The following is a 21398-nucleotide window of genomic DNA, read 5'->3' on the forward strand; positions in this document are numbered from 1 at the left end:
CGCCGCTCGGGGGTCAGGCCCGCTTCTTGAGGGCCGCCACGCGCGCCTTGCGGCGGGTTTCGTGGCGGTCCAGCACCTCCTTCAGGTACTTGCCGGTCCAGCTGGCCGGGTTCTTGGCCACGTCCTCGGGCGTGCCGACGGCCACGATCTCGCCGCCGCCGTCGCCGCCCTCGGGCCCGAAGTCGAGCAGCCAGTCGGCGACCTTGATGACGTCGAGATTGTGCTCGATCACCACGATGGTGTTGCCGGCCTCCACCAGTTCCTGAAGCACCTCCAGCAGCTTGCGGGTGTCCTCGAAATGCAGGCCCGTCGTCGGCTCGTCCAGGATGTAGAGCGTGCGGCCCGTGGCGCGCTTGGCCAACTCCTTGGACAACTTGACCCGCTGTGCCTCGCCGCCCGACAGGGTGGTGGCCGGCTGGCCGACCTTGACGTAGCCCAGACCGACCCGCTCCAGCGTCAGCATCTTGTCGCGGATGGACGGAACGGCCTTGAAGAAGGTCGCCGCCTCCTCGACCGTCATGTCCAGAACGTCGGATATGCTCTTGCCCTTGAAGACGATTTCCAGCGTCTCGCGATTGTAGCGTCTGCCCTTGCAGACGTCGCAGGTGACGTAGACGTCGGGCAGGAAGTGCATCTCGATCTTGATGACGCCGTCGCCCTGGCAGGCCTCGCAGCGGCCGCCCTTGACGTTGAAGCTGAAGCGGCCGGGGCCGTAGCCGCGCGCCTTGGACTCCGGCAGGCCGGCGTACCAGTCGCGGATCGGGCCGAAGGCGCCGGTGTAGGTGGCCGGGTTCGAGCGCGGCGTGCGGCCGATGGGCGACTGGTCGATGTCGATGACCTTGTCGAACAGCTCCAGCCCCTCGATGCGGTCGAAGTGCGCCGGGGCGTCGGAGGCGTTGTGCAGGCGACGTGCTGCGGCCTTGTAGAGGGTCTCGATCGTGAACGTCGACTTGCCGCCGCCGGACACGCCGGTGATGCAGGTGAACAGGCCGACGGGGATCTCGCCGCTCACGTTCTTGAGGTTGTTCCCGGTCGCGCCCGAGATCTTGAGCATCTTCTTGCGGTTCACCGGGCGACGGCCATCCGGCGGCAACTCGATCTCGCGCTCGCCGGTCAGGTATTTGCCGGTCAGCGACTTCGGATTGGCCATGACCTGTTCGGGCGTGCCCTGAGCGCAGATCTCGCCCCCGTGCAAGCCGGCGGCGGGCCCCATGTCGATGACGTGGTCAGCGGTCAGAATGGCCTCCTCGTCGTGCTCGACGACGAGGACGGAATTGCCGAGGTCTCGCAGCCCGCGCAGGCTGTCCAGCAGGCGGGTGTTGTCGCGCTGGTGCAGGCCGATCGACGGCTCGTCCAGCACGTACAGCACGCCGGTCAGGCCCGAGCCGATCTGCGACGCCAGGCGGATCCGCTGGCTCTCGCCGCCCGACAGGGTGCCGGAACTGCGCGACAGGTTCAGATAGTCGAGGCCGACGTTGTTAAGGAACCGCAGGCGGTCGTTGATCTCCTTCAGGATCCGCCGCGCGATCTCCATCTGCTTGTCGGTCAGCATGCCGTCCAGGCCGGTGAACCACTCGTGGGCGTGCTTGATCGACAGCCACGAAACCTCGGCGATGTCCGTGCCGGCGATCTTCACCGCCAGGGCCTCGGGCTTGAGGCGCTTGCCGCCGCAGGCCTCGCAGGGGGTCTCGGACTGATAGCGGCCCAGTTCCTCGCGGACCCAGGCGCTGTCGGTCTCGCGCCAGCGGCGTTCCAAGTTCGGCAGAACGCCCTCGAACGGCTTGGTCGTCTCGTATTTGCGGGCGTTGTCGTCGTAGACGAAGCGGATCTTCTCGCCGCCGGAACCGTGCAGGATCACCTGCTGCGCCTTCTCCGGCAGGTCGCGCCACGGCTTGTCCATCGAGAAGCCGTAGTGGGTCGACAGCGACTGCAGCGTCTGGGTGTAGAGCGGCGACGGCCCCCGCGACCACGGCGACACCGCGCCGGCGTGCAGGCTCTTGTCGCGGTCCGGCACCACCAGATCCGCGTCGAACGCCAGCTTGACCCCCAGGCCGTCGCAGACGGGACAGGCGCCGAACGGATTGTTGAACGAGAACAGCCGCGGCTCGATCTCGCTGATGGTGAAGCCGGAGACGGGGCAGGCGAACTTCTCGGAGAAGGTGATCCGGCGCGGCTCTTCGCCCTCCGGCGCGTTCGCCCATTCCGCCACGGCGATGCCGTCGGCCAGACTCAGAGCGGTCTGAAGGCTGTCGGCGTAACGCCCCTCAAGCCCCACCTTGGTGACGATGCGGTCCACGACGATGTCGATGTCGTGCTTGAATTTCTTGTCGAGCGTCGGGGCGTCCTCGATGGCGTAGAACTGGCCGTCGATCTTCAGACGCTGGAAGCCCGCGCGCTGCCACTCGGCGATCTCTTTCCGGTACTCGCCCTTGCGGCCGCGTACGACGGGGGCGAGCAGCAGCAGGCGCTCGCCATCCGGCAGCTCCGTCAGCTTGTCGACCATCTGGCTGACGGTCTGGCTCTCGATCGGCAGGCCGGTGGCGGGGGAGTAGGGCACCCCCACCCGCGCCCACAACAGGCGCATGTAGTCGTGGATTTCCGTGACCGTGCCGACGGTCGAGCGGGGGTTCTTCGACGTCGTCTTCTGTTCGATCGAGATGGCCGGTGACAGGCCCTCGATCAGATCGACGTCGGGCTTGCCCATCAGCTCCAAAAACTGGCGGGCGTAGGCGCTCAGACTCTCGACGTAGCGGCGCTGGCCCTCGGCATAGATGGTGTCGAACGCCAGCGAGGACTTGCCCGACCCCGACAGGCCGGTGACCACCACCAGCTTTTCGCGCGGGATGTCGACGTCGACCCCCTTGAGATTGTGCTCGCGCGCGCCGCGCACGCGGATGAAGTCGTGTTTTTCGGTCATGGGATCCGGGAACGCCGAGGGGCCGGAGGCGGGTCCGGCGCAACGGCGTCATATGGGGATCAATTCGCGAAGTTCAGCAAGAACGAAGTGCGAACTGCGATGCTGCAAGCGCGCCCTGCTGACGCCGACTGGCAGCAGGGCGGCGGGATCAGGGCTGGGCGAACTCGCCGGTGCGAAGGCTGATGTTGCAGGCATGAACCTCGCCGCGCCGTTCGCACCAGTCGGCGGCGAACAGGTCACGCTCGATGCGGGTGGTGGAGCGGATCAAGCGATCGCCCACGACGACTTCCGAGTTCTGCGCGGCCGCCCAGGGGCCCAGCGCCTCGAAGAAGGCGCGGGCGGGCTCTCCGTCGCAGGTGAAGACGACCACGTGCACCTCGTCATGGGCGTGGCCGTATCTTCCGGTCCGCGCGGCCTGGGCGATGCAGTCGGCGTAGAGGCGGGCGTTCACGCTGGCCGTCGTTGAGATCGGGCTGAAATCGGGAGGGCCCGAAGGACCCGGCGCCGTCGCGCAAGCGGTGACGACCAGGGCCGACAGACAGGCGATGAGGCGCATGTTTCTTTCTCCCGGCAAAGCTTTTCATGGGCGCGGCAAAATGGCCATGCATCATTTCGCTTGCGACCGCGGCCCGTCGATCGCATCTTGTGAGGCTTGAGAGCGTGCCGCGGGATGCGTGGAAGATGATCGGACCGGTCGAAATCGCCTTGGGCATCGCCGCCGCCGGACTGGCGGGGGCCTGGATCGCGGCCCAGCCCAAGCCGAAGGCGGTTCCCGTCCGCGCGCGTCGTCGTCGTCGCTGAGCCTCAACCCGGCAGTCGTCACAAGCTCCGACCGGCTGTTCGCCCGGCGTGACCGCGCCGAGAGCCGCACACCGCCCATCTCTGACGCAAGCCTTGTTTCCACCCCAGGCGAGAGGCAGTCTCACGTCGCCCACAGTCACGAGGAGTGCCCAAGGTCATGATCAGCGCGCTGGAAATCGGTTTCGCCCTTTCCCTCGTCGTCCTGGTCTGCGCTCATGCCCTCGTCCTCCGTCCCGCCCCGGCCCGCCTTCGTCGTCACCCTGTCCGGGCTCGGCGTCCGAACGCCTGACGGCCGAACGCTCTTTTCCGATCTGACCCTCGCCTTCGGGCGGGAAACCACCGGCGTCGTCGGCCGCAACGGCTGCGGCAAGAGCACGCTGCTGCGCCTGATGGCGGGCGTCGCGACGCCGTTCGAGGGGACCATCACACGCGCCGGCTCGGTCGCTTGGCTGGAGCAGGAGCCGGCGAGCCCGCCCGCGCAGACGGTCGCCGCGGCCCTCGGCGTGGAGGCGGAGCTGGCCCGGATCGCCCGCATCACGGCCGGTGCGGGCGACGCCGACGATCTGGATCGGGCGGACTGGACGCTGGAGGCCCGGCTGGACGAGGCTTTGGCGGCGGTCGGGCTGGCGGGGCTTGATCCCGCGCGACCGACGGCGAGCCTGAGCGGGGGCGAGCGGACGCGGCTGGAACTGGCCCGGCTGGAGCTTGCCGATCCCGACCTGCTGCTGCTGGACGAGCCGACCAATCACCTGGACGCGGAGGCCCGCGATCTGGTGCGCGACCTGATCGCGCGGCGTGGCGGCGGGACCGTGGTGATCAGTCACGACCGATCGCTGCTTCGCCACGTGGATCGGATCATCGAACTGTCGGAGCTCGGCGCGGCCGTGCACGGGGGCGGTTGGGACATGTACGTCGCCCGCCGCGAGGCGGAGAGGGCGGCGGCGGCGCGCGCCCTGGGCGACGCCGAGCGCGTGGCCGCCCAGCGCGCGCGGGAGGCCCAGCGTGAGCGCGAGAAGAAGGCGCGCCGCGACGCCGCGGGCAAGCGGGAGGGGCGGGCGGGCGGCCTGCCGCGCATCCTGGCGGGGATGCGGGCCGATCAGGCGCAGGACAGCGCCGGCCGCGGGCGGGTTCTCGCGGCGCGGCGGCAGGAGGCGGCGGACGCGGCCCTGGCCGAGGCACGGGCGCGGGTGGAGCGTGTCCGCGCCCTGGACGTGCCGATGCCGCCGACCGGCCTGCCGGAGGGGCGTCTTGTGCTGCGCTTGGCGGGCGCCGGCTGGGCGACGCCGGAGAACAGGCGCATCCTCGTCCCCGTCGATCTGACCATGACGGGGCCGGAGCGGATCGCGATCGCCGGCCCGAACGGCGCGGGCAAGACCACCCTGTTGCGCCTGATCCACGGCGATCTGGCGCCGACGTCAGGAACCGTCGAACGGCCCGTGCCGGCGGCGCTGCTGGATCAGAAAGCGGCGGCGCTGCTCCCCGGCGAGACTTTGGTCGAGGCATGGCTGCGGCTGAACCCCGGCGGAACTCCGAACGACGCTCAGGCGGCGCTGGCGCGGTTCCTGTTCCGCAACGCGGCCGCGCGGAAGCGCGTGGCGGAGCTGTCGGGCGGCGAGCGGCTGAGGGCCGCGTTGGCCTGCGTGATGACCGGAACCCGGCCTCCCCAGCTGCTGGTTCTGGACGAGCCGACGAACCATCTGGACCTGGACGCCGTCGAGGCGGTGGAAGCGGCCCTGGCGGCCTATGACGGCGCCTTGATCGTGGTCAGCCACGACCGGGAATTTCTGGACGCGGTGGGCATCGACCGGGAGATCGCGCTCAGGCAGTGCGGTTGAGGGCCACGGCCGTGGCGGCGGGCGCCGTCGCGCGGCCGGCGGCGCCGTAGGCGGACGGGCTGCCCCGCTGGGCGGCGACCTCGGCGGCGATGGTGCGGACAAGGCCCTCGGAGACCGTGCGCGCAGCTTCGACCACGCGGGCGTGGACGGCCAAGGCCTGTTCGAACAGTTCGGTGGCGCGGATCAGCTCCATGCGGTCGGCGGCGGTCGCGGCCTTCAGCACGTCGGGCCGGGCCTTCAGCTGCGCGGACTCGCGGCGATAGACGTTGGCCATCTCCTGTATCTCGGCCTGATCGGCCAGCAGATCCTTGGCGCGATGCTCGCGAAACGCCTCGGTCTCCACCTCCAGCCGGCCGGTCAGGCGGCGCGTCAGGTCGATCAGGCGGCGGACGTGAAAGGCGGCGGTCTGGGGATCGGCGCTCATGCCTGCATCTCCTGCATCTGGATCATCTGGGCCATGACGTGGTCGGCCAGGCCGATGCCGCCCGATCGAGCGACCTGCTTGCCCATCTCGTCCAGCAGGAGGCCGCGCCAGGTCGCCTCGGCCTCGCCGCCGCCGAACGGCGCCTCGGTGGACAGACCTTCGAACATCGGGCGCAGCATCTGGGCGATGAAGGAGGCTTCGAACGCCTGGGCGGTCTCGCGCATCTTGCGATCTCCCTCCCCCGAAGTGGGGAGGGAAGACGGCGAAGCCGTCGGGGTGGGGAACTGAACAGCCCCACCCTGGCTCGCCAGGGCTCGCCGTCCCTCCCCATGAAGGGGAGGGAGAGAAGACAGCGCGCTCATCATCACATCACCTCGATGTCGGCCTGGAGGGCGCCGGCGGCCTTGATGGCCTGCAGGATCGAGATCAGGTCGCGCGGCGAGACGCCGAGGGCGTTCAGGCCGGCCACGAGGCTGGACAGGGAGGCCCCGCCGTCGACGACGCGCATCTGGGTGCCGCGATCCTCCTCGACCGTGACGTCGGACTGGGGCACGACCACGGTCTCACCGTCGCTGAAGGGTTCGGGCTGGCTGACGCGCGGGTTCTCCTGGACCGAGACGGTCAGGTTGCCGTGGGCGATGGCGACGGTGGAGACGCGCACGCTCTCGCCCATGACGATGACGCCGTTGACCTCGTCGATGATGACCTTGGCCGGCGCGTCGACCGCCACCGACAGGTTCTCGACGCGGCTGAGGAAGTTGGCCGTGCCGTAGCCGGCGGGCGGGCGCAGGACCACGACGGTGCCGTTCTCGGCCCAGGCGGTGTTGGGAAACATCTGGTTGACGGCTCCCGCCACGCGCTGGGCCGTGGTGAAGTCGGGGTTGCGCAGGGTCAGGCGCACGGCGTCCTGACCGTTCAGGTCGAAGCCGGTCTCGCGTTCGACCACGGCGCCGGAGGCGATGCGGCCGGCGGTCGGCACGCCGCGCGTGACCGAGGAGCCGGACTGGCCCGAGGCGGACACCGCGCCGGTCTGGATCGACCCCTGCGCCACCGCATAGGTCTGGCCGTCCCAGCCCTGCAGCGTGGTGACCACCACCGTGCCGCCCTGCAGGCTCTTGGCGTCGCACAGGGTCGAGACCGAGACGTCGATGCGCGAGCCCGGCGCGGCGAACGGCGGCAGCTCGGCGGTGACCATGACGGCGGCGACGTTCTTGGTGTTGGCCTGGGCGCCGCGCATGTTGACGCCTTGGCGTTCCATCATGCTGTCGAGCGACTGACGGGTGAGGGGGCAGTTGCGCAGGTTGTCGCCGGTGCCGTTCAGCCCGACCACCAGGCCGTAGCCGACCAACTGGTTGGAGCGCACGCCCTCGATCGAGACGATGTCCTTGATGCGCGACTGGGCCGCGGCCGGTGCGGCGACCAGGAGGCCCGCTGCGGCGAGGGTCGCGAGGATGGGGACGGTGAGCAGTTTCTGCATCGGCGGCGAACTCCACGACGGCGGTCGTTCACGCTGTTGCGAGGATCATGCCGGGAGAAATTCTTCGGCAAAACAATGAAGCCGGCGCACCGGGAAGGCGAATGGGCGGCAAACTCTGCCGGGGCGTTAACCAAACGGTGACAGCGGCGCGCCATGGTCGCCTCATGAATCGGAGCCCCCTCGCATGAAGGTGACCGGACCGTCGGGCCCCCAGCCGGTCGGGGGGCAGCGGACGCAACGCCCCGGCGCTGGGTTCAGCCTGCCTGGAACGGCGGCGGCGTCGAGTGTCGGCGCGGCGTCGGCTCCGTCGGCCCCGGCGGGCGTGTCTGGCGTGTCCGCCCTGATGGCTCTTCAAGGCGTGGAGGACGCCACGGAGCGTAAACGCCGGGCCATCCGCCGCGGGCGTGGATTGCTGGACGAGTTGGACGCTCTGCGGATCGCCGCTCTCGAAGGCGTCGATGATGGCGGCGCACTCCAGCGTCTGTCGCGCGCAGCCGGGGAGGCTTCGGCCGCGGTGGAGGATCCGGACCTCGCCATGGTTCTGACCCAGATCGACTTGCGGGCGGCCGTCGAGGTCGCCAAACGGGACGTTCGCCGCAGCGCAGCATGAAGCGCCGGAAAACATGACGAAATGTTCATCATCGCAATCGGTGATGAAGAAATGTCACGCCATGACGAAGACGTGAAGCGTGACCGCATTGTGGCCCTCACAACACCGTTGTCGCGACTCCCTTGCCCGTCTAATGGGCGCATGCGCCGCAGGGGGGCGCGAAGAGTCGAGCGTGAGTGAAATGACCGCGTTGGCTGCCAAGATGCCTGAAGTCGAGCCGTCCTATCGGCCGTCCGACGACGAACCCTTCATGAACGACCGCCAGCTTGCCTATTTCCGCGGCAAGCTGCTGGCGTGGAAAGAGGACATCCTGCGAGAGTCCAAGGGGACCGTCGTCAACCTGAAGGCGGAAACCGAGAACCATCCGGACCTGGTCGACCGGGCCTCGTCGGAGTCCGACCGGGCTCTGGAGCTGCGGACCCGCGATCGCCAGCGCAAGCTGATCTCCAAGATCGACGAGGCCTTGCGCCGGATCGATGACGGCTCCTACGGCTATTGCGAGGAGACCGGCGAGCCGATCAGCCTGGGCCGACTGGAAGCCCGCCCGACGGCCACCCTGTCGGTCGAGGCGCAGGAGCGTCACGAGCGCCGCGAGCGCGTCCACCGCGACGACTGACCTCTTCTTGACTTCGTGGGGGCGCAGGGCGACCTAGCGCCCCTTCGCGTCTCAAGGTTCAAGAATGTCCGTCAAGGTCCGTTTCGCCCCGTCGCCGACGGGGAAGCTGCACGTCGGCAACGTCCGCACCGCCCTGGTGAATTGGCTGTTCGCCAAAGGGCAGGGCGGGCGGTTCGTCCTGCGGATCGACGACACCGACCTGGCGCGGTCCACGCCCGAGTTCGAGCAGGGGATCGAGGACGACCTGCGCTGGCTGGGGCTGGTCTGGGACGAGCGGCACAACCAGTCGAAGCGGTTCGACCGCTACGAAGCCGCGGCCAAGGCGCTGAAATCGGCCGGTCGGCTTTACGCCTGCTACGAGACCGCGGAAGAGCTGGATCGCCGCCGCAAGGTGCAGCTGTCGCGGGGCCTGCCGCCGATCTACGACCGCGCGGGGCTGGCGCTGACCGATGCCGAAAAGGCCGCTTACGAAGCTGAGGGGCGGCGTCCGCACTGGCGCTTCAGGCTGGACGGCCGGCGGGTGGCCTGGGAGGATCTGTCGCGCGGCCATGCCGAGGTCGACACGGCCTCTATGTCCGACCCGGTGCTGATCCGGGAGGACGGGCTGTTCCTCTACACCCTGCCGTCGGTCGTCGACGATCTGGACATGGCCATCAGCCACGTGATCCGGGGCGAAGACCACGTCACCAACACGGGCGCTCAGATCGAGATCTTCGAGGCGCTGATCGCGGCCGGCTGGGGCGGGGCCGTGCCGGGGTTCGCGCACATGCCCCTGCTGGTCGGCGCCGACGGTCAGGCGCTGTCGAAGCGGCTGGGCTCCCTGTCGATCAGCGAGATGCGCGAGCAGGGTTATGAGCCGATCGCCATCGTCAGCCATCTGGGCCGCATCGGCACGTCCGATCCGCTGGAAGTGGGCGAGTCGATCGAGGCGCTGGGCGCGGGCTTCGCTTTCTCCAAGATGGGCCGCTCGCCGGCGCGCTACGACACCGCCGACCTGGACCGCCTTAACGCCCAGGCCCTGCACGCCATGTCGTATGAGACGGCGCGTCCCCGACTGATCGAGAAGGACGCGGACCTGGGCGAAGACTTCTGGAACGTGGTGCGGGCCAACCTTCAGAAGTTCGACGACGTCGCTGAAATGGCGCGGCTTGTGCGGGGGCCGGTGACGCCGGTGATCGAGGACGCCGGCTTCGCCGCGACGGCGGCGCGCCTGCTGCCGGAAACGATCGACGGCGGCGCCTGGTCCGCCTGGACCGAGGCTTTGAAGGCCGAGACCGGCGCCAAGGGCGGCGCGCTGTTCAAGCCCCTGCGGCTGGCGCTGACCGGCCAGACCCATGGGCCGGAGATGGCGGCGCTGATCCCGCTGATCGGGCGCGACCGCATCCAGGCCCGGCTGCGCGGCGAGGGCTGAGGGGCAGACACGAAAAAGGCCGCCCCGGCAGGAGCGGCCTCTCGTCGGCAAGTCGCGCGGATCAGGCGTTGCAGGTCGCCAGCTGTTCGGCGGTCAGGGCCTGACCCTTCCAGGTGAAGGCGGTGACCTTGCCCACGCGGGCCACGACGCGCTTGCAGGCTCGCGCGGCGGGCTGGTTGGCGCCGCCGCTGGCGGTGCAGGTCGCGCCCTCGCAGGACCACGAGGCGCCGTCGACGATGACGCGGCCGGCGGGGGCCGAGGCGGCGTCCGCCAGGGTCAGGGAGTTGGCGGGAGACTGGGCCACGGCGGGGGCGGCGAGGGCCAGGACGGCGGCGATGACGAAGGCACGCATGGGGAGGCTCCGTGTGAGGTTCAGGCTTGAGGCCAGCTTCGAGGAACGCCTCTTGGGCGGCGACGTCAAGGTGCGTATCGTTTAGAAACGCACTCTCTTATGAACATTGATCACTTATCGCCGATCATGTTGCAAGGGCGCCGCACCTGAGCCGACGGCCACGGCTCCCACCACCGCATCGAGGTCCGCGTGGATCTCATAGGCCTGGAGGAAGGATTCGGGCGTCATCCCGCTGGCCACGTTCTGGCGCATCAGGGCGTCGAAGGCGTCCCAGAAGCCGTCGGGACTGTGGAAGACGACCGGCTTGGGATGCAGGTCCAGCCGCTTCCAAGACAGCACCTCGACCGCTTCCTCCAGCGTGCCGACGCCGCCCGGCGCGACGATGAAGGCGTCCGACGCGTCGTACATCAGGGTCTTGCGCTCATGCATGGAGGTGACGACGACGGTCTCCACCTCGTCGAACAGACGCTCGCGGCTGCGCAGGAAGGCCGGCATGATGCCGACCACACGGCCGCCCGCCTCGTGCGCCGCGCGCGCCGTCGCGCCCATCAGCCCCACGCCGCCGCCGCCGTAGACCAGCCGCCAGCCTCGCGCGGCGATCATCCGGCCGAGTTCGGCGGCGCCTGCCGTCAACGCCGGGTCGGCGCGGTCGGACGAGCCGCAGAAGACGCAGACGGAGAAGCCGTCGAACGGCTGGAGGGCTGGGGGAGATTGCATGAAGCCTCGACAAGGAAATCCGCGCCCGACATAGCGTGAGGACACGTGTACCCATAGAGCCGCTGCGAAATGTCGCTTTCCAGAGCCCTCCTGTCGTCGGTCCTGCTCGTCGCCGCGGCGGCGTGCGCCCCTCGATCCGACCGGGAGCCCGCGGAGGAGCCCACCGCTCAGGCTTGGCGCGCTGCGCCGCGCGTGGAGACCGCGGTCAGGACGCCGGGCGCGCTGGAACTGACCGGCGTGGCCGAACCCGGCGCTCGGGTCGTCATGCGCGACGCCGGCGGCACGGCGCATGCGGCGACGGCGGATTCCGGAGGGGCCTTCACCCTGCGGCTGGATCCCAGAGCGGGCGACGTGCTGTTGCGCCCCCAGGATCAGGAAGGCCAGGAGGCTCTGCCGGGGCCGGATCAGATCGTGGTCCTGGCCGACGGCCGGGCTCTGGCTTTATCGCCCGGCGCGCCGTCACGTCGGCTGGATCCGGGCACAGGACTGGCCGCGATCGATTCGGACGGGCGCATGGCGCTGGTGTCGGGCCGTCGGGCGAGGGGCGCGGAGGACGCGCGGGTGCGGATCGGCGCGGGAGTGGAGATGGCCGTCGCCGCCGATGCGCGAGGCGTGTGGGCTCTGCGCGGCGACGCCGCGTCGGCGACGCAGGGCGTGTGGGTGGACGGCGTGGAGCATCGGCCGGCGCTGTCGGGCGCCGTGCCCGGCATGGCGAGGCCGGCGGGAAGCGGCACTCTGATCGGTTGGACCGCGCCCGACGGAGCCCGGATCGCGACCTGGGTCCCGACGCGTTAACGCCTCGGCAACCAATTCAACGGAACGAGGGTCTCGGACGCCTTTCGCGAGGTCGCCCACCATCACCAGACCCTTCAGGCCCGGCCTTGCACAAGGTCGGGTCTTTTTTCGTCCGGCGTTCAGGAAATCGAGAGTGGCTCCGCGGGTAGGATTCGAACCTACGACCAGCCGATTAACAGTCGGCTGCTCTACCACTGAGCTACCGCGGAACGGAGGCCCCTCTCGAGAGGGCGGCTCCATAGCAGTGGCCGCGCGCGTCGCGCAACGATAAATCGGCCGCGATGTCGCCCATCTTGATCGAAGACCCGTCCGACCCTCGCGTCGCCGCCTTTCGCGACGTGCGGGAGCGCGACCTGATCGGCAGGCGGGGGCTGTTCGTGGCGGAGGGCGCCGTCGTGCTGAGGGCGCTCGTGGCGCCCAGAGGCCGGTGCGCGCCTGAGTCGGTGCTGGTGGATCAGCGGCGGGTCGAGAGCCTGTCCGACGTCTGGGCGGCTTTGGGCGATCGCGCGCCGGTGCATGTCGCGGCCCAGGGCGTGCTCGACCAGATCGCCGGGTTCCCCCTGCACCGGGGCATTCTGGCGCTGGGGCGCGTGCCGGCTGAAGTCGAGCTGGACGACGTCACGGGACCGGGCTCGCGAACCCTGCTGGTGGTCGCCGGGGTCGGCAACCACGACAACATGGGCGCCCTGATGCGCAATGCCGCGGCCTTCGGCGTGAGTGCCGTCGTGCTGGACGACCGTTGCTGCGACCCCTTCTACCGCAAGGCGCTGAGGGTCGCCGTCGGCGCGACGTTGAGCCTGCCGATCGTGCGCAGAGTCGCGCTGGACGAAATCTTGGGTCGTTTGGCCGCGCGGGACGTCGAATGTCTGGCGCTTAGCCCCGCCGGGGCGGAACCGCTGAGGGGCCTCAAGCCGTCGCTGCGGCGCGCTCTGGTCGTCGGGACGGAGGGGCCCGGACTGCCGCCGGACGTCATCGCTCGACTGCGGAGCGTGCGGATCGACATGCGGGACGGCTTCGATTCGCTGAACGTCGCCACGGCGGCGGCGATCGCCCTGCACGAAATCACGCAGCCGTGAACCGCGTTAACGCTTCATACACCTTGTCCACAGGCCCGGAATGTGGCGGAGATGCGGCCGTCCGGGGGAGTGGATTTCAATGTTCAGCGTCATCATCGGGGCCTTGGGGCGTCATGCGCGCCTGATCATCGGCGGGGCGATCATCGCCGCCGCGGTCGGGGCGGCGGGGGCCATCGGCTGGATCACGGCGCCGATCGCCTGAGGCCCGGGCGCGGGTTGTGACCCGCGCCGCCATCTGCCAAGCCCGGAAGGAGCCCGACGCGCCCGCGCGCGTTCGGCCCGCGTCCACGACCGCCCCGGGAGCCGCGCTTGCCCATCGCCGTCCACGCCGTCACCCCCTTCGACGACCAGAAGCCGGGGACGTCCGGCCTGCGCAAATCCACCCGACGGTTCATGGAGCCCGGCTATCTGCCGGCCTTCGTGCAGGCGATCCTGGAGTGCGATCCGCCCAAGCCCGGCGCGACCCTGATCGTCGGCGGCGACGGTCGCTTCTTCGGACGCGAGGCGGCGGAGACCGTGATCCGCATGGCCGCCGCGGCGGGCTATGCGCGGGTCAAGGTGGGGCGGGGCGCCCTGCTGTCGACGCCCGCCGCGTCGCATCTGGTGAGGCTGATCGGCGCCCAGGGGGCGGTCATCCTGTCGGCCAGCCATAATCCCGGAGGTCCCGACGGCGACTTCGGGGTCAAGTACAACACCGCCACGGGCGGCCCGGCGCCGGAGAGCCTGACCGAGGCGATCTTCGCCCGGTCCAAGGCGCTCACGGAATGGCGCATTGAGACCAAGGGGACTCTCGATCTCGACCGGCTGGGTGAGGTTCTCATCGGCGACGGCGCCGTCGAGGTCATCGATCCGGTGGCGGACTACGCCGACCTGATGGAGAGCCTGTTCGACTTCGGCGCGATCCGCGCGCTTCTGAAGTCCGACTTCCGCATGCGGTTCGACGCCATGCACGCCGTGACGGGGCCCTATGCGACCGAGCTGTTCGAGCGGCGTCTGGGCGCGCCCGCCGGGACGGTGATCAACGCGACGCCGCTGCCCGACTTCGGGGGCGGCCACCCGGACCCGCATCCCGGCCATGCGCCGGAACTGATGGCGGCCATGTCCGGCCCGGATGCGCTGGACTTCGGCGCGGCGTCCGACGGCGACGGCGACCGCAACATGATCGTCGGCCCGGGCGGCTTCGTGGTCTCGCCGGGCGACAGCCTGGCCATCCTGACGGCGCTCGCGGATCGCGTTCCGGCCTATGCCGCCGGCGTGGCGGGCGTGGCGAGGTCGATGCCGACGGCACGCGCGGCGGACCGGGTGGCCAAGACGCTGAGCGTCGACTGTTTCGAGACGCCGACGGGCTGGAAGTGGTTCGTCAGCCTGATGGACGCGGGCCGCATCACCCTGTGCGGCGAAGAGAGCTTCGGCACCGGTTCGGACCACGTGCGCGAGAAGGACGGTCTGTGGGCCGTGCTGTTCTGGCTGAATCTGCTGGCGGCCGAAGGAATCGGCGTTCGGGATTTGGTGCGGCGGCACTGGGCCCGGTTCGGACGCGACGCCTATCGCCGCGAGGACTACGAAGGACTGGAGAGCGAGCGCGCCGAGGCCTTCATGCAGACGCTGCGCGGCCGTCTGGACGAGGCGGCGGGCCTTGCCGTCGGGCCGTTCGGCGTCGTGAGCGCCGACGACTTCGCCTACGTCGACCCGATCGACGGTTCGGGCGCGCGGGCCCAGGGCGTGCGGGTGATGCTGACGCCGGACGCGCGGATCACCTATCGCCTCTCAGGCACGGGGTCATCCGGCGCGACGCTACGGGTCTATCTGGAGACCTATTTGTCGCCGGAACGCGCGGACGCGGATCCCACGGCCGAACTGAACGCCCTGTCGGCGGCGTCGCGAGATTTCGCCGACGTCGGGAGCCTGCTCGGGCGAGCGGCTCCCTCGGTCGTCACCGGCTGAACGCAGGAGTGCGGACGTCCGCGCGCCCTTCAGTCCGCCGGCAAGGCCTTAAGATCGGCGTCTATGGCGTCGATCATCTCTTGGGTCAGTTCTCCGTTGGCCAAGGGCATGACCTGGTCGAAGGTCAAGCCTTCGAACTGCGGGCGTGCGGGGTGGTCGCTGATGCCGGGGATATGCTTCTCCAGCACGGCGCGAGATTTCTCGTTGGCCAGCAGATCGCCGATGGTCCAGCCGATGTTCGGCTTGGCGTCCTGTCTGGCCGACGACGGGTCTTGCGGCACGGCTGAGTGCGCTGCGCCCGCGACGAGGGCGAGGGCGACGAAGGCGGCGACGAATTTGGTCATGGCGGTCTCTCCGATGAGGCCGCCAGATTGAGCGCGGATGTGCGACGGGCTCAAGACGATTGTTCCCCTGGGCCGCATCCGACGCTATCTCAGCGCCCATGACCGACGTCGCCGCCAAATCCAAACTGATCCAGGGCCGTACGGGCCCGTGGGAAATCGTCATGGGGCTGGAGATCCACGCCCAGGTGGCGTCGAGGTCCAAGCTGTTCTCGGGCGCCGCCGTCGGCTTCGGCGCCGGGCCGAACGAGCAGGTGTCGCTGGTCGACGCCGGCTTTCCCGGCATGCTGCCGACGCTGAACCGCTTCTGCGTCGAGCAGGCGGTGCGGACGGGGCTGGGCCTGCGGGCGAAGATCAACACCTTCAGCCAGTTCGACCGGAAGAACTATTTCTACCCCGACTTGCCGACCGGCTATCAGATCAGCCAGCTGTATTTCCCGATCGTCGGCGAGGGGGTGGTCGAGGTCGAGGCCGAGGACGGCAGCTTCTTCAATGTCGGCATCGAGCGGCTGCATCTGGAGCAGGACGCGGGCAAGCTGATCCACGACCTGTCGCCGACCGAGAGCTATGTCGACCTCAATCGCGCGGGCACGGCGCTGATGGAGATCGTGTCCAAGCCCGATCTGAGGAGCCCCGAGGAGGCCGTCGCCTACGTCAAGAAGATCCGGACCATCCTGATCTATCTGGGCACCTGCGACGGGGACATGGAGAAGGGCAATCTGCGCGCCGACGTGAACGTGTCGGTGCGGCGGCCCGGCGAGCCGTTCGGCACGCGCTGCGAGATCAAGAACGTCAACTCGTTTCGCTTCATCGCCCAGGCCATCAACTACGAAGCCCGCCGCCAGATCGAGATCCTGGAGGACGGCGGGTCGATCGTGCAGGAGACGCGCCTGTTCGACCCGACCAAGGGCGAGACGCGGTCGATGCGGTCCAAGGAGGAGGCGCACGACTATCGCTACTTCCCCGACCCCGACCTGCTGCCGCTGGAGATCGAGCAGGCGTGGATCGACGGCATCAGGGCGTCGCTGCCTGAGCTGCCCGACGACAAGCGCCGCCGCTTCATGAGCGAATACGGCCTGTCTCAGTACGACGCGGGGGTGCTGATCTCCGAACAGGCCAAGGCCGACTATTTCGAGCAGGCCGCCAAGGGCCGGGACCCCAAGCTGGTCGCCAACTGGGTGACGAACGAACTGTCGGCCCGCTTGGCCGTTGACGGCCGCGACTTCGAGCAGAACGCCCTGCCGGCCGCGCACGTGGCCGAGCTGGTCGAGCTGATCGAGACGAACGTCATCTCGTCGAAGATCGCCAAGGAGGTCTTCGACCACGTCTGGAACGGCGAGGGCTCTCCGGCCCAAGTGGTGGAGGCGCGGGGCCTGAAGCAGGTCACCGACACGGGCGCGATCGAGAAGGCGGTGGACGAGATCATCGCCGCCAACCCCGACAAGGCCGCCGCGGTCGCCGAGAAACCCCAGGCCCTCGGCTGGTTCGTCGGTCAGGTGATGAAGGCCACCGGCGGCAAGGCGAATCCCGCCGCGGTCAACGACATCCTGAAGGCGAAGCTCGGGCTCTGATCCAAAAGGAGCGCGGACCTCCAGGTCCGCGAGACCGTCGAGGGCGCGAAGTCGCGGACCTGGAGGTCCGCGCTCCTTCGTTCCGCGTCGGGCACAAGATGTTGTGGTGAACGGCGGGCGGGCCTAGAAAGTCGGGCCGTCTTCCGCTCCCAGGACATCCGCCCGTGAACGCCTTTTCCCGCGACGCCTTCTTCCGCACCGATCTGGCTTCGGCCGATCCGGAGGTCTTTCAGGCCATCCAGGGCGAGACCGCGCGCCAGCAGGAACAGATCGAACTGATCGCGTCCGAGAACATCGTCTCCCAGGCGGTGCTGGAGGCTCAGGGCTCGGTCCTGACCAATAAATACGCCGAGGGCTATCCGGGCCGTCGCTACTACGGCGGCTGCGAGTTCGTGGACGTCACCGAGGACCTGGCCCGCAATCGGGCCAAGCAGCTGTTCGGCTGCGCCTTCGCCAACGTCCAGCCGCACTCCGGCGCCCAGGCGAACCAGGCGGTGTTCATGAGCCTGCTCCAGCCCGGCGACACCTTCCTGGGCATGGACCTGGCCTGCGGCGGGCACCTGACGCACGGCTCGCCCGCCAACCAGTCGGGCAAGTGGTTCCGGCCCGTGACCTACAAGGTGCGCGAGGACGATCACCTGATCGACTACGACCACGTCGCCGAGATGGCGCGGACGGAAAAGCCGAAGCTGATCATCGCCGGCGCATCCGCCTATTCGCGCCAGATCGACTTCAAACGCTTCCGCGAGATCGCCGACGAGGTGGGCGCGTACCTGATGGTGGACATGGCCCATTACGCGGGCCTGATCGCCGGGGGCGCGTACGACAGCCCCATTCCGCACGCGCACGTCTGCACCACGACGACGCACAAGACCCTGCGCGGCCCGCGCGGCGGCATGATCCTGTCCAACGACGTGGAACTGGGCAAGAAGATCAACTCGGCGGTCTTCCCCGGACTGCAGGGCGGCCCGCTGGAGCACGTCATCGCCGCCAAGGCCGTGGCCTTCGGGGAGGCGCTGAAGCCGGAGTTCAAGCAATACGCACAGCAGGTCGTGGCCAACGCCCGCGCCCTGGCGGCCGTCCTCATCGAGCGCGGACTGGCGGTCGTGTCGGGCGGGACGGACAGCCACATCGTCCTGGTCGACCTGCGGCCCAAGGGCGTGACGGGCAAGGCGACGGAGCTGCAGCTCGAGCACGCGCTGATGACCTGCAACAAGAACGGCGTGCCGTTCGACACCGCGCCCTTCACCGTCACCTCGGGCGTCCGTCTGGGCACGCCGGCGGGCACCACGCGCGGCTTCGGCGAGGCGGAGTTCAAGCAGGTCGGCCACTGGATCGCCGACGTCGTGGACTCGATGAAGGGCGGCGACGAGGCCGACGCCGCCGTGGTCCAGCGCGTGTCGGGCGAGGTGCGCGAGCTGACGCGCCGTTTCCCGATCTACGGATAAGTCTCTGATGAAGTGTCCCTTCTGCGGCAACGCCGACACCCAGGTGAAGGACAGCCGGCCGTCCGACGACGGCGCGGCGATCCGTCGCCGTCGGTCGTGCCCGTCGTGCGAGGGGCGGTTCACCACCTTCGAGCGCGTGCAGCTGCGCGAGCTGATGATCCTGAAGCGCAACGGGCGACGCACGCCGTTCGACCGCGACAAGCTGGAACGGTCCCTGCGCATCGCTCTGCGCAAGCGGCCGGTGCAGCCGGAGCAGATCGAACAGCTGGTCAGCCGCATCACCCGTCAGCTGGAAAGCCTGGGCGAGACCGAGATCGCCTCGTCGGTCGTCGGCGACTTCATCATGAAGGCGCTGAAGGGCGTCGATGAGGTCGCCTACGTCCGTTACGCCTCGGTCTACAAGGACTTCCGCCACACGGGCGACTTCGCCCGCTTCCTCGGCGACGAGGGGCTGGACGAGGGCTGATGCGCCCTCACGTGACCTTGAAGCTGGCGACGTCGCTGGACGGCCGCATCGCCACGGCCACAGGCGAGTCGAAGTGGATCACGGGGCCTGAGGCGCGGGAGATGGGGCATCGCCTGCGCGCGGAAAGCGACGCCATTCTGGTGGGGGTGGAGACCGTTCTGACCGACGACCCGGAGCTGACCCACCGTCTTCTCCCCGTTCGCGAAGCGGAGGGGGAGGTGGATCGGGCGCACGGCGCCCGAGACGGAGGGGCTGTTTCCGCGCGTGCGGTCGAAAGCCCCTCCACCGCTTCGCGGTCCCCCTCCCCATCCGCTTCGCAGACGGGGAGGAGACAGCCGCTCCGCGTCGTCCTCGATTCCCGGCTGCGCACGCCGGCGACGGCGAAGGTCGCTTCCGGGAACACCCTGATCCTCACCACGGCCGAGCCGCATTCCATAGGCGACGCGGAGGCAGTCCGCGTCGCCGCCGACCGTGACGGCCGCCCAGCCATCCCCGCCGTGCTGGAGGCGTTGGCCGAACGCGGCGTGCGGACCCTGATTGTCGAGGGAGGAGGCCGCGTGGCCGCCGCCTTCGTCGCCGCGGGCGCGGTCGACGCCCTGTGGTGGTTCCGCGCGCCGATCCTGCTGGGCGCCGACGGGCGGCCCTGCGTCGCGGGGCTGGCGCTTGCAAAGCTGGCCGACGCCCCCAAGTTCCGACGCCTCGACGTCCAGTCCGTGGGCGAAGACCTGTGGGAACGCTACGAGGCCGTGCGATGAGAGGGATACGACCGATTCCGACGTCGCCGTCCGTCATTGTTGCGCGGTCTCCAGCCCCGGCGACGACGAAATGTGCACTATGTGCACTCACTTTTTTCAGAGTGCACATCTGATGTTCACCGGCATCGTCACAGACGTCGGTCGGGTGCGCCGCGTCCAGGCCACCGATCGCGACCGCCGCTATGAGGTCGAGACGGCCTGGGACGTGTCGGGCATCGACCTGGGCGCCTCCATCAGCCACGCGGGCTGCTGCCTTACCGTCGTCGAGAAAGGGCAGGGGTGGTTCGCCGTCGAGGTGTCCAACGAGACCCTGTCCAAGACCACCCTGGGCGCCTGGGCCGGGGGCGACCGCGTCAATCTGGAGCGCGCAGCGCGGCTGGGCGACGAGGTTGGCGGGCATGTGGTCTCGGGCCACGTCGACGGTGTGGGCACGGTCGTGTCCGTGAAGCCCGAAGGCGGATCGCACCGCGTGACCATCGAGGCGCCCGAGCCGCTGCACCGCATGATCGCGCCCAAGGGCTCGATCACGATCGACGGGGTGTCGCTGACGGTCAACGAGGTCGAGGGGCGGCGCTTCGGCGTCAACCTGATCCCGCACACCTGGGATCACACCACGCTGGGTGGGCTGAACCCAGGCTATCGGGTGAACCTGGAGATCGACATGCTGGCGCGATACCTCGCCAGGTGGCAGGAGACCGCGTGATGCACCTCGTGGCCAACAACACCGACAGCCCGATCAGCCCCATCGAGGACATTCTGGAGGACGCCCGCAACGGGCGGCCCTACATCCTGGTGGACGCCGAGGACCGGGAGAACGAGGGCGACGTCATAATCCCCGCCCAGTTCGCCACTCCGGACCAGATCAACTTCATGGCGCGGCATGCGCGCGGCCTGATCTGTTTGGCCATCACGGCGGAGCGGGCGCGCCAGCTGCGCCTGCCGCCGATGGCCGCCGAGAACCGGGAGAGCATGGCGACCGCCTTCACCGTCTCGATCGAGGCCAAGGAGGGGGTCACGACGGGCATCAGCGCGGCGGATCGTGCGCGCACCGTTCAGGTGGCGGCCGATCCGACCAAGGGCCCCGACGACATCGTCACGCCCGGCCACGTCTTCCCGCTGGTCGCCCGCGACGGCGGCGTTCTGGTCCGCACCGGCCACACCGAAGCGGCGGTGGACATCAGCCGCATGGCCGGCCTGACGCCCGCCGGCGTCATCTGCGAGATCATGAACGACGACGGCACCATGGCGCGGATGCCGGACCTGATCGCCTTCGCCCAGCTGCACGGGCTGAAGATCGGCACGATCGCCGACCTGATCGCCCATCGCCGCCGCACCGAGCGCTACGTCGAACGGGTCATGGACACGTCGTTCGACAGCGTCCACGGCGGGCCGTTTCGACTGATGCTGTACCGGAACACGATCGAGGGCGTCGAACACGTGGCCTTGGTGAAGGGCAAGATCGACCCGGCCAGGCCGACCCTGGTCCGCATGCACCAGGTGGACTTCGCGGCCGACCTGCTGGGCCACGTCGAGGCGCGCCAGAACTACGTGCCCGCGGCAATGCGTGAGATTTCGGAGCAGGCCGGGGCCGGCGTGATCGTGTTCCTGCGCGATCCCGACCTGAACGGCCTGGCCGAGCGCCTGACGGCGGAAGCCAAGCCGGCGGCCGCGGACCGGTCGCTGCGGAACTATGGCGTCGGGGCCCAGATCCTGCTGGACCTCGGTGTCCGCGACATGGTGGTGATGAGCTCCACCCGGCCCAATCCCGCCGCGCTGGACGGCTATGGCCTGCGCATCGTCGGCTGGCGCGACATGGACGGAGCAGAACAATCGTAAGCGAAC

The 21398-nt window shown here is 69.3% G+C and carries 22 protein-coding genes and 1 tRNA gene; 14 read left to right on the forward strand and 9 right to left on the reverse strand.

Features of this window, described 5'->3' with window-relative positions; genetic code table 11:
* Positions 1-13: 13 nt before the first annotated feature.
* Both uvrA and VGN45_RS06905 read right to left on the reverse strand, forming a co-directional pair.
* Positions 14-2917 (reverse strand): excinuclease ABC subunit UvrA, encoded by a 2904-nt coding sequence (uvrA, locus tag VGN45_RS06900; RefSeq protein ID WP_327460715.1) that lies wholly within the window; start codon positions 2915-2917, stop codon positions 14-16.
* A 148-nt stretch (positions 2918-3065) separates the two neighbouring features.
* On the reverse strand, positions 3066-3473 hold the full coding sequence (locus tag VGN45_RS06905) for a hypothetical protein (protein ID WP_327460717.1): 408 nt from the start codon (positions 3471-3473) through the stop codon (positions 3066-3068).
* Positions 3474-3933: 460 nt separating this feature from the next.
* Here VGN45_RS06905 and VGN45_RS06910 point away from each other — a divergent pair, with 460 nt between their 5' ends.
* Positions 3934-5553, forward strand: a complete 1620-nt coding sequence (locus tag VGN45_RS06910; protein ID WP_327460719.1) for an ABC-F family ATP-binding cassette domain-containing protein — start codon at positions 3934-3936, stop codon at positions 5551-5553.
* On the opposite strand, the gene VGN45_RS06915 is transcribed toward VGN45_RS06910, so the two are convergent.
* The 3 genes from VGN45_RS06915 to VGN45_RS06925 form a co-directional block, all read right to left on the reverse strand.
* Positions 5537-5977 (reverse strand): flagellar basal-body protein FlbY, encoded by a 441-nt coding sequence (locus tag VGN45_RS06915; RefSeq protein ID WP_327460721.1) that lies wholly within the window; start codon positions 5975-5977, stop codon positions 5537-5539. The genes VGN45_RS06910 and VGN45_RS06915 overlap by 17 nt on opposite strands.
* A complete protein-coding gene (locus VGN45_RS06920) occupies positions 5974-6201 on the reverse strand; it encodes a rod-binding protein (protein ID WP_327460723.1) in 228 nt (75 codons plus the stop codon). The genes VGN45_RS06915 and VGN45_RS06920 overlap by 4 nt, the downstream gene beginning before the upstream one ends.
* A gap of 140 nt (positions 6202-6341) precedes the next feature.
* Positions 6342-7454: a flagellar basal body P-ring protein FlgI gene (locus VGN45_RS06925; protein ID WP_327460725.1), complete on the reverse strand. Its 1113-nt coding sequence runs from the start codon at positions 7452-7454 to the stop codon at positions 6342-6344.
* Between the two features lie 184 nt (positions 7455-7638).
* Here VGN45_RS06925 and VGN45_RS06930 point away from each other — a divergent pair, with 184 nt between their 5' ends.
* The 3 genes from VGN45_RS06930 to gltX all read left to right on the forward strand — a co-directional run bounded on the left by VGN45_RS06930 (position 7639) and on the right by gltX (position 10091).
* The gene (locus tag VGN45_RS06930; protein ID WP_327460727.1) at positions 7639-8064 is read left to right on the forward strand and encodes a flagellar assembly protein FliX; all 426 of its coding nucleotides are present in this window, start codon (positions 7639-7641) and stop codon (positions 8062-8064) included.
* Positions 8065-8266: 202 nt separating this feature from the next.
* Entirely contained in the window at positions 8267-8680 is a 414-nt protein-coding gene (gene dksA / locus VGN45_RS06935; RefSeq protein WP_327461244.1) for an RNA polymerase-binding protein DksA, read from the forward strand.
* 64 nt (positions 8681-8744) lie between these two features.
* A complete protein-coding gene (gene gltX, locus VGN45_RS06940) occupies positions 8745-10091 on the forward strand; it encodes a glutamate--tRNA ligase (RefSeq protein WP_327460729.1) in 1347 nt (448 codons plus the stop codon).
* Positions 10092-10152: 61 nt separating this feature from the next.
* Here the strand turns inward: gltX and VGN45_RS06945 are convergent, their stop codons facing one another.
* A complete protein-coding gene (locus VGN45_RS06945) occupies positions 10153-10443 on the reverse strand; it encodes a CC_3452 family protein (protein ID WP_327460731.1) in 291 nt (96 codons plus the stop codon).
* 114 nt (positions 10444-10557) lie between these two features.
* Positions 10558-11160: a TIGR00730 family Rossman fold protein gene (locus VGN45_RS06950; protein ID WP_327460733.1), complete on the reverse strand. Its 603-nt coding sequence runs from the start codon at positions 11158-11160 to the stop codon at positions 10558-10560.
* Between the two features lie 69 nt (positions 11161-11229).
* On the opposite strand from VGN45_RS06950, the gene VGN45_RS06955 reads away from it, so the two are divergent.
* Positions 11230-11955: an Ig-like domain-containing protein gene (locus tag VGN45_RS06955; RefSeq protein ID WP_327460735.1), complete on the forward strand. Its 726-nt coding sequence runs from the start codon at positions 11230-11232 to the stop codon at positions 11953-11955.
* A 134-nt stretch (positions 11956-12089) separates the two neighbouring features.
* Here the strand turns inward: VGN45_RS06955 and VGN45_RS06960 are convergent.
* Positions 12090-12164, reverse strand: a tRNA-Asn gene (locus VGN45_RS06960).
* Positions 12165-12236: 72 nt separating this feature from the next.
* On the opposite strand from VGN45_RS06960, the gene VGN45_RS06965 reads away from it, so the two are divergent.
* The 3 genes from VGN45_RS06965 (at position 12237) to VGN45_RS06975 (ending at position 14975) form a co-directional block, all read left to right on the forward strand.
* Entirely contained in the window at positions 12237-13031 is a 795-nt protein-coding gene (locus tag VGN45_RS06965; protein ID WP_327460737.1) for an RNA methyltransferase, read from the forward strand.
* Between the two features lie 79 nt (positions 13032-13110).
* On the forward strand, positions 13111-13233 hold the full coding sequence (locus VGN45_RS06970; RefSeq protein WP_327460739.1) for a hypothetical protein: 123 nt from the start codon (positions 13111-13113) through the stop codon (positions 13231-13233).
* A gap of 107 nt (positions 13234-13340) precedes the next feature.
* Positions 13341-14975, forward strand: coding sequence for an alpha-D-glucose phosphate-specific phosphoglucomutase (locus VGN45_RS06975; RefSeq protein WP_327460741.1), 1635 nt, complete (start codon positions 13341-13343; stop codon positions 14973-14975).
* 29 nt (positions 14976-15004) lie between these two features.
* Here VGN45_RS06975 and VGN45_RS06980 read toward each other — a convergent pair whose 3' ends face one another.
* Positions 15005-15319, reverse strand: coding sequence for a hypothetical protein (locus VGN45_RS06980; RefSeq protein WP_327460743.1), 315 nt, complete (start codon positions 15317-15319; stop codon positions 15005-15007).
* A 98-nt stretch (positions 15320-15417) separates the two neighbouring features.
* On the opposite strand from VGN45_RS06980, the gene gatB reads away from it, so the two are divergent.
* From gatB to ribB, 6 genes are all read left to right on the forward strand, one after another.
* Positions 15418-16887 (forward strand): Asp-tRNA(Asn)/Glu-tRNA(Gln) amidotransferase subunit GatB, encoded by a 1470-nt coding sequence (gatB, locus tag VGN45_RS06985; RefSeq protein WP_327460746.1) that lies wholly within the window; start codon positions 15418-15420, stop codon positions 16885-16887.
* A gap of 164 nt (positions 16888-17051) precedes the next feature.
* The gene (gene glyA, locus VGN45_RS06990; protein ID WP_327460748.1) at positions 17052-18335 is read left to right on the forward strand and encodes a serine hydroxymethyltransferase; all 1284 of its coding nucleotides are present in this window, start codon (positions 17052-17054) and stop codon (positions 18333-18335) included.
* Between the two features lie 7 nt (positions 18336-18342).
* Complete coding sequence (gene nrdR, locus VGN45_RS06995) at positions 18343-18801, forward strand: transcriptional regulator NrdR (RefSeq protein WP_125257260.1); 459 nt, start codon at positions 18343-18345, stop codon at positions 18799-18801.
* On the forward strand, positions 18801-19556 hold the full coding sequence (gene ribD, locus VGN45_RS07000) for a bifunctional diaminohydroxyphosphoribosylaminopyrimidine deaminase/5-amino-6-(5-phosphoribosylamino)uracil reductase RibD (RefSeq protein ID WP_327460752.1): 756 nt from the start codon (positions 18801-18803) through the stop codon (positions 19554-19556). Before nrdR ends, ribD begins: the two co-directional genes overlap by 1 nt.
* 112 nt (positions 19557-19668) lie before the next feature.
* Positions 19669-20259: a riboflavin synthase gene (locus VGN45_RS07005; RefSeq protein WP_327460754.1), complete on the forward strand. Its 591-nt coding sequence runs from the start codon at positions 19669-19671 to the stop codon at positions 20257-20259.
* Entirely contained in the window at positions 20259-21392 is a 1134-nt protein-coding gene (gene ribB / locus VGN45_RS07010) for a 3,4-dihydroxy-2-butanone-4-phosphate synthase (protein WP_327460757.1), read from the forward strand. The genes VGN45_RS07005 and ribB overlap by 1 nt, the downstream gene beginning before the upstream one ends.
* Positions 21393-21398 lie beyond the last annotated feature (6 nt).

This window comes from Brevundimonas sp. (assembly GCF_035999125.1).
Taxonomy (GTDB): Bacteria; Pseudomonadota; Alphaproteobacteria; order Caulobacterales; family Caulobacteraceae; genus Brevundimonas.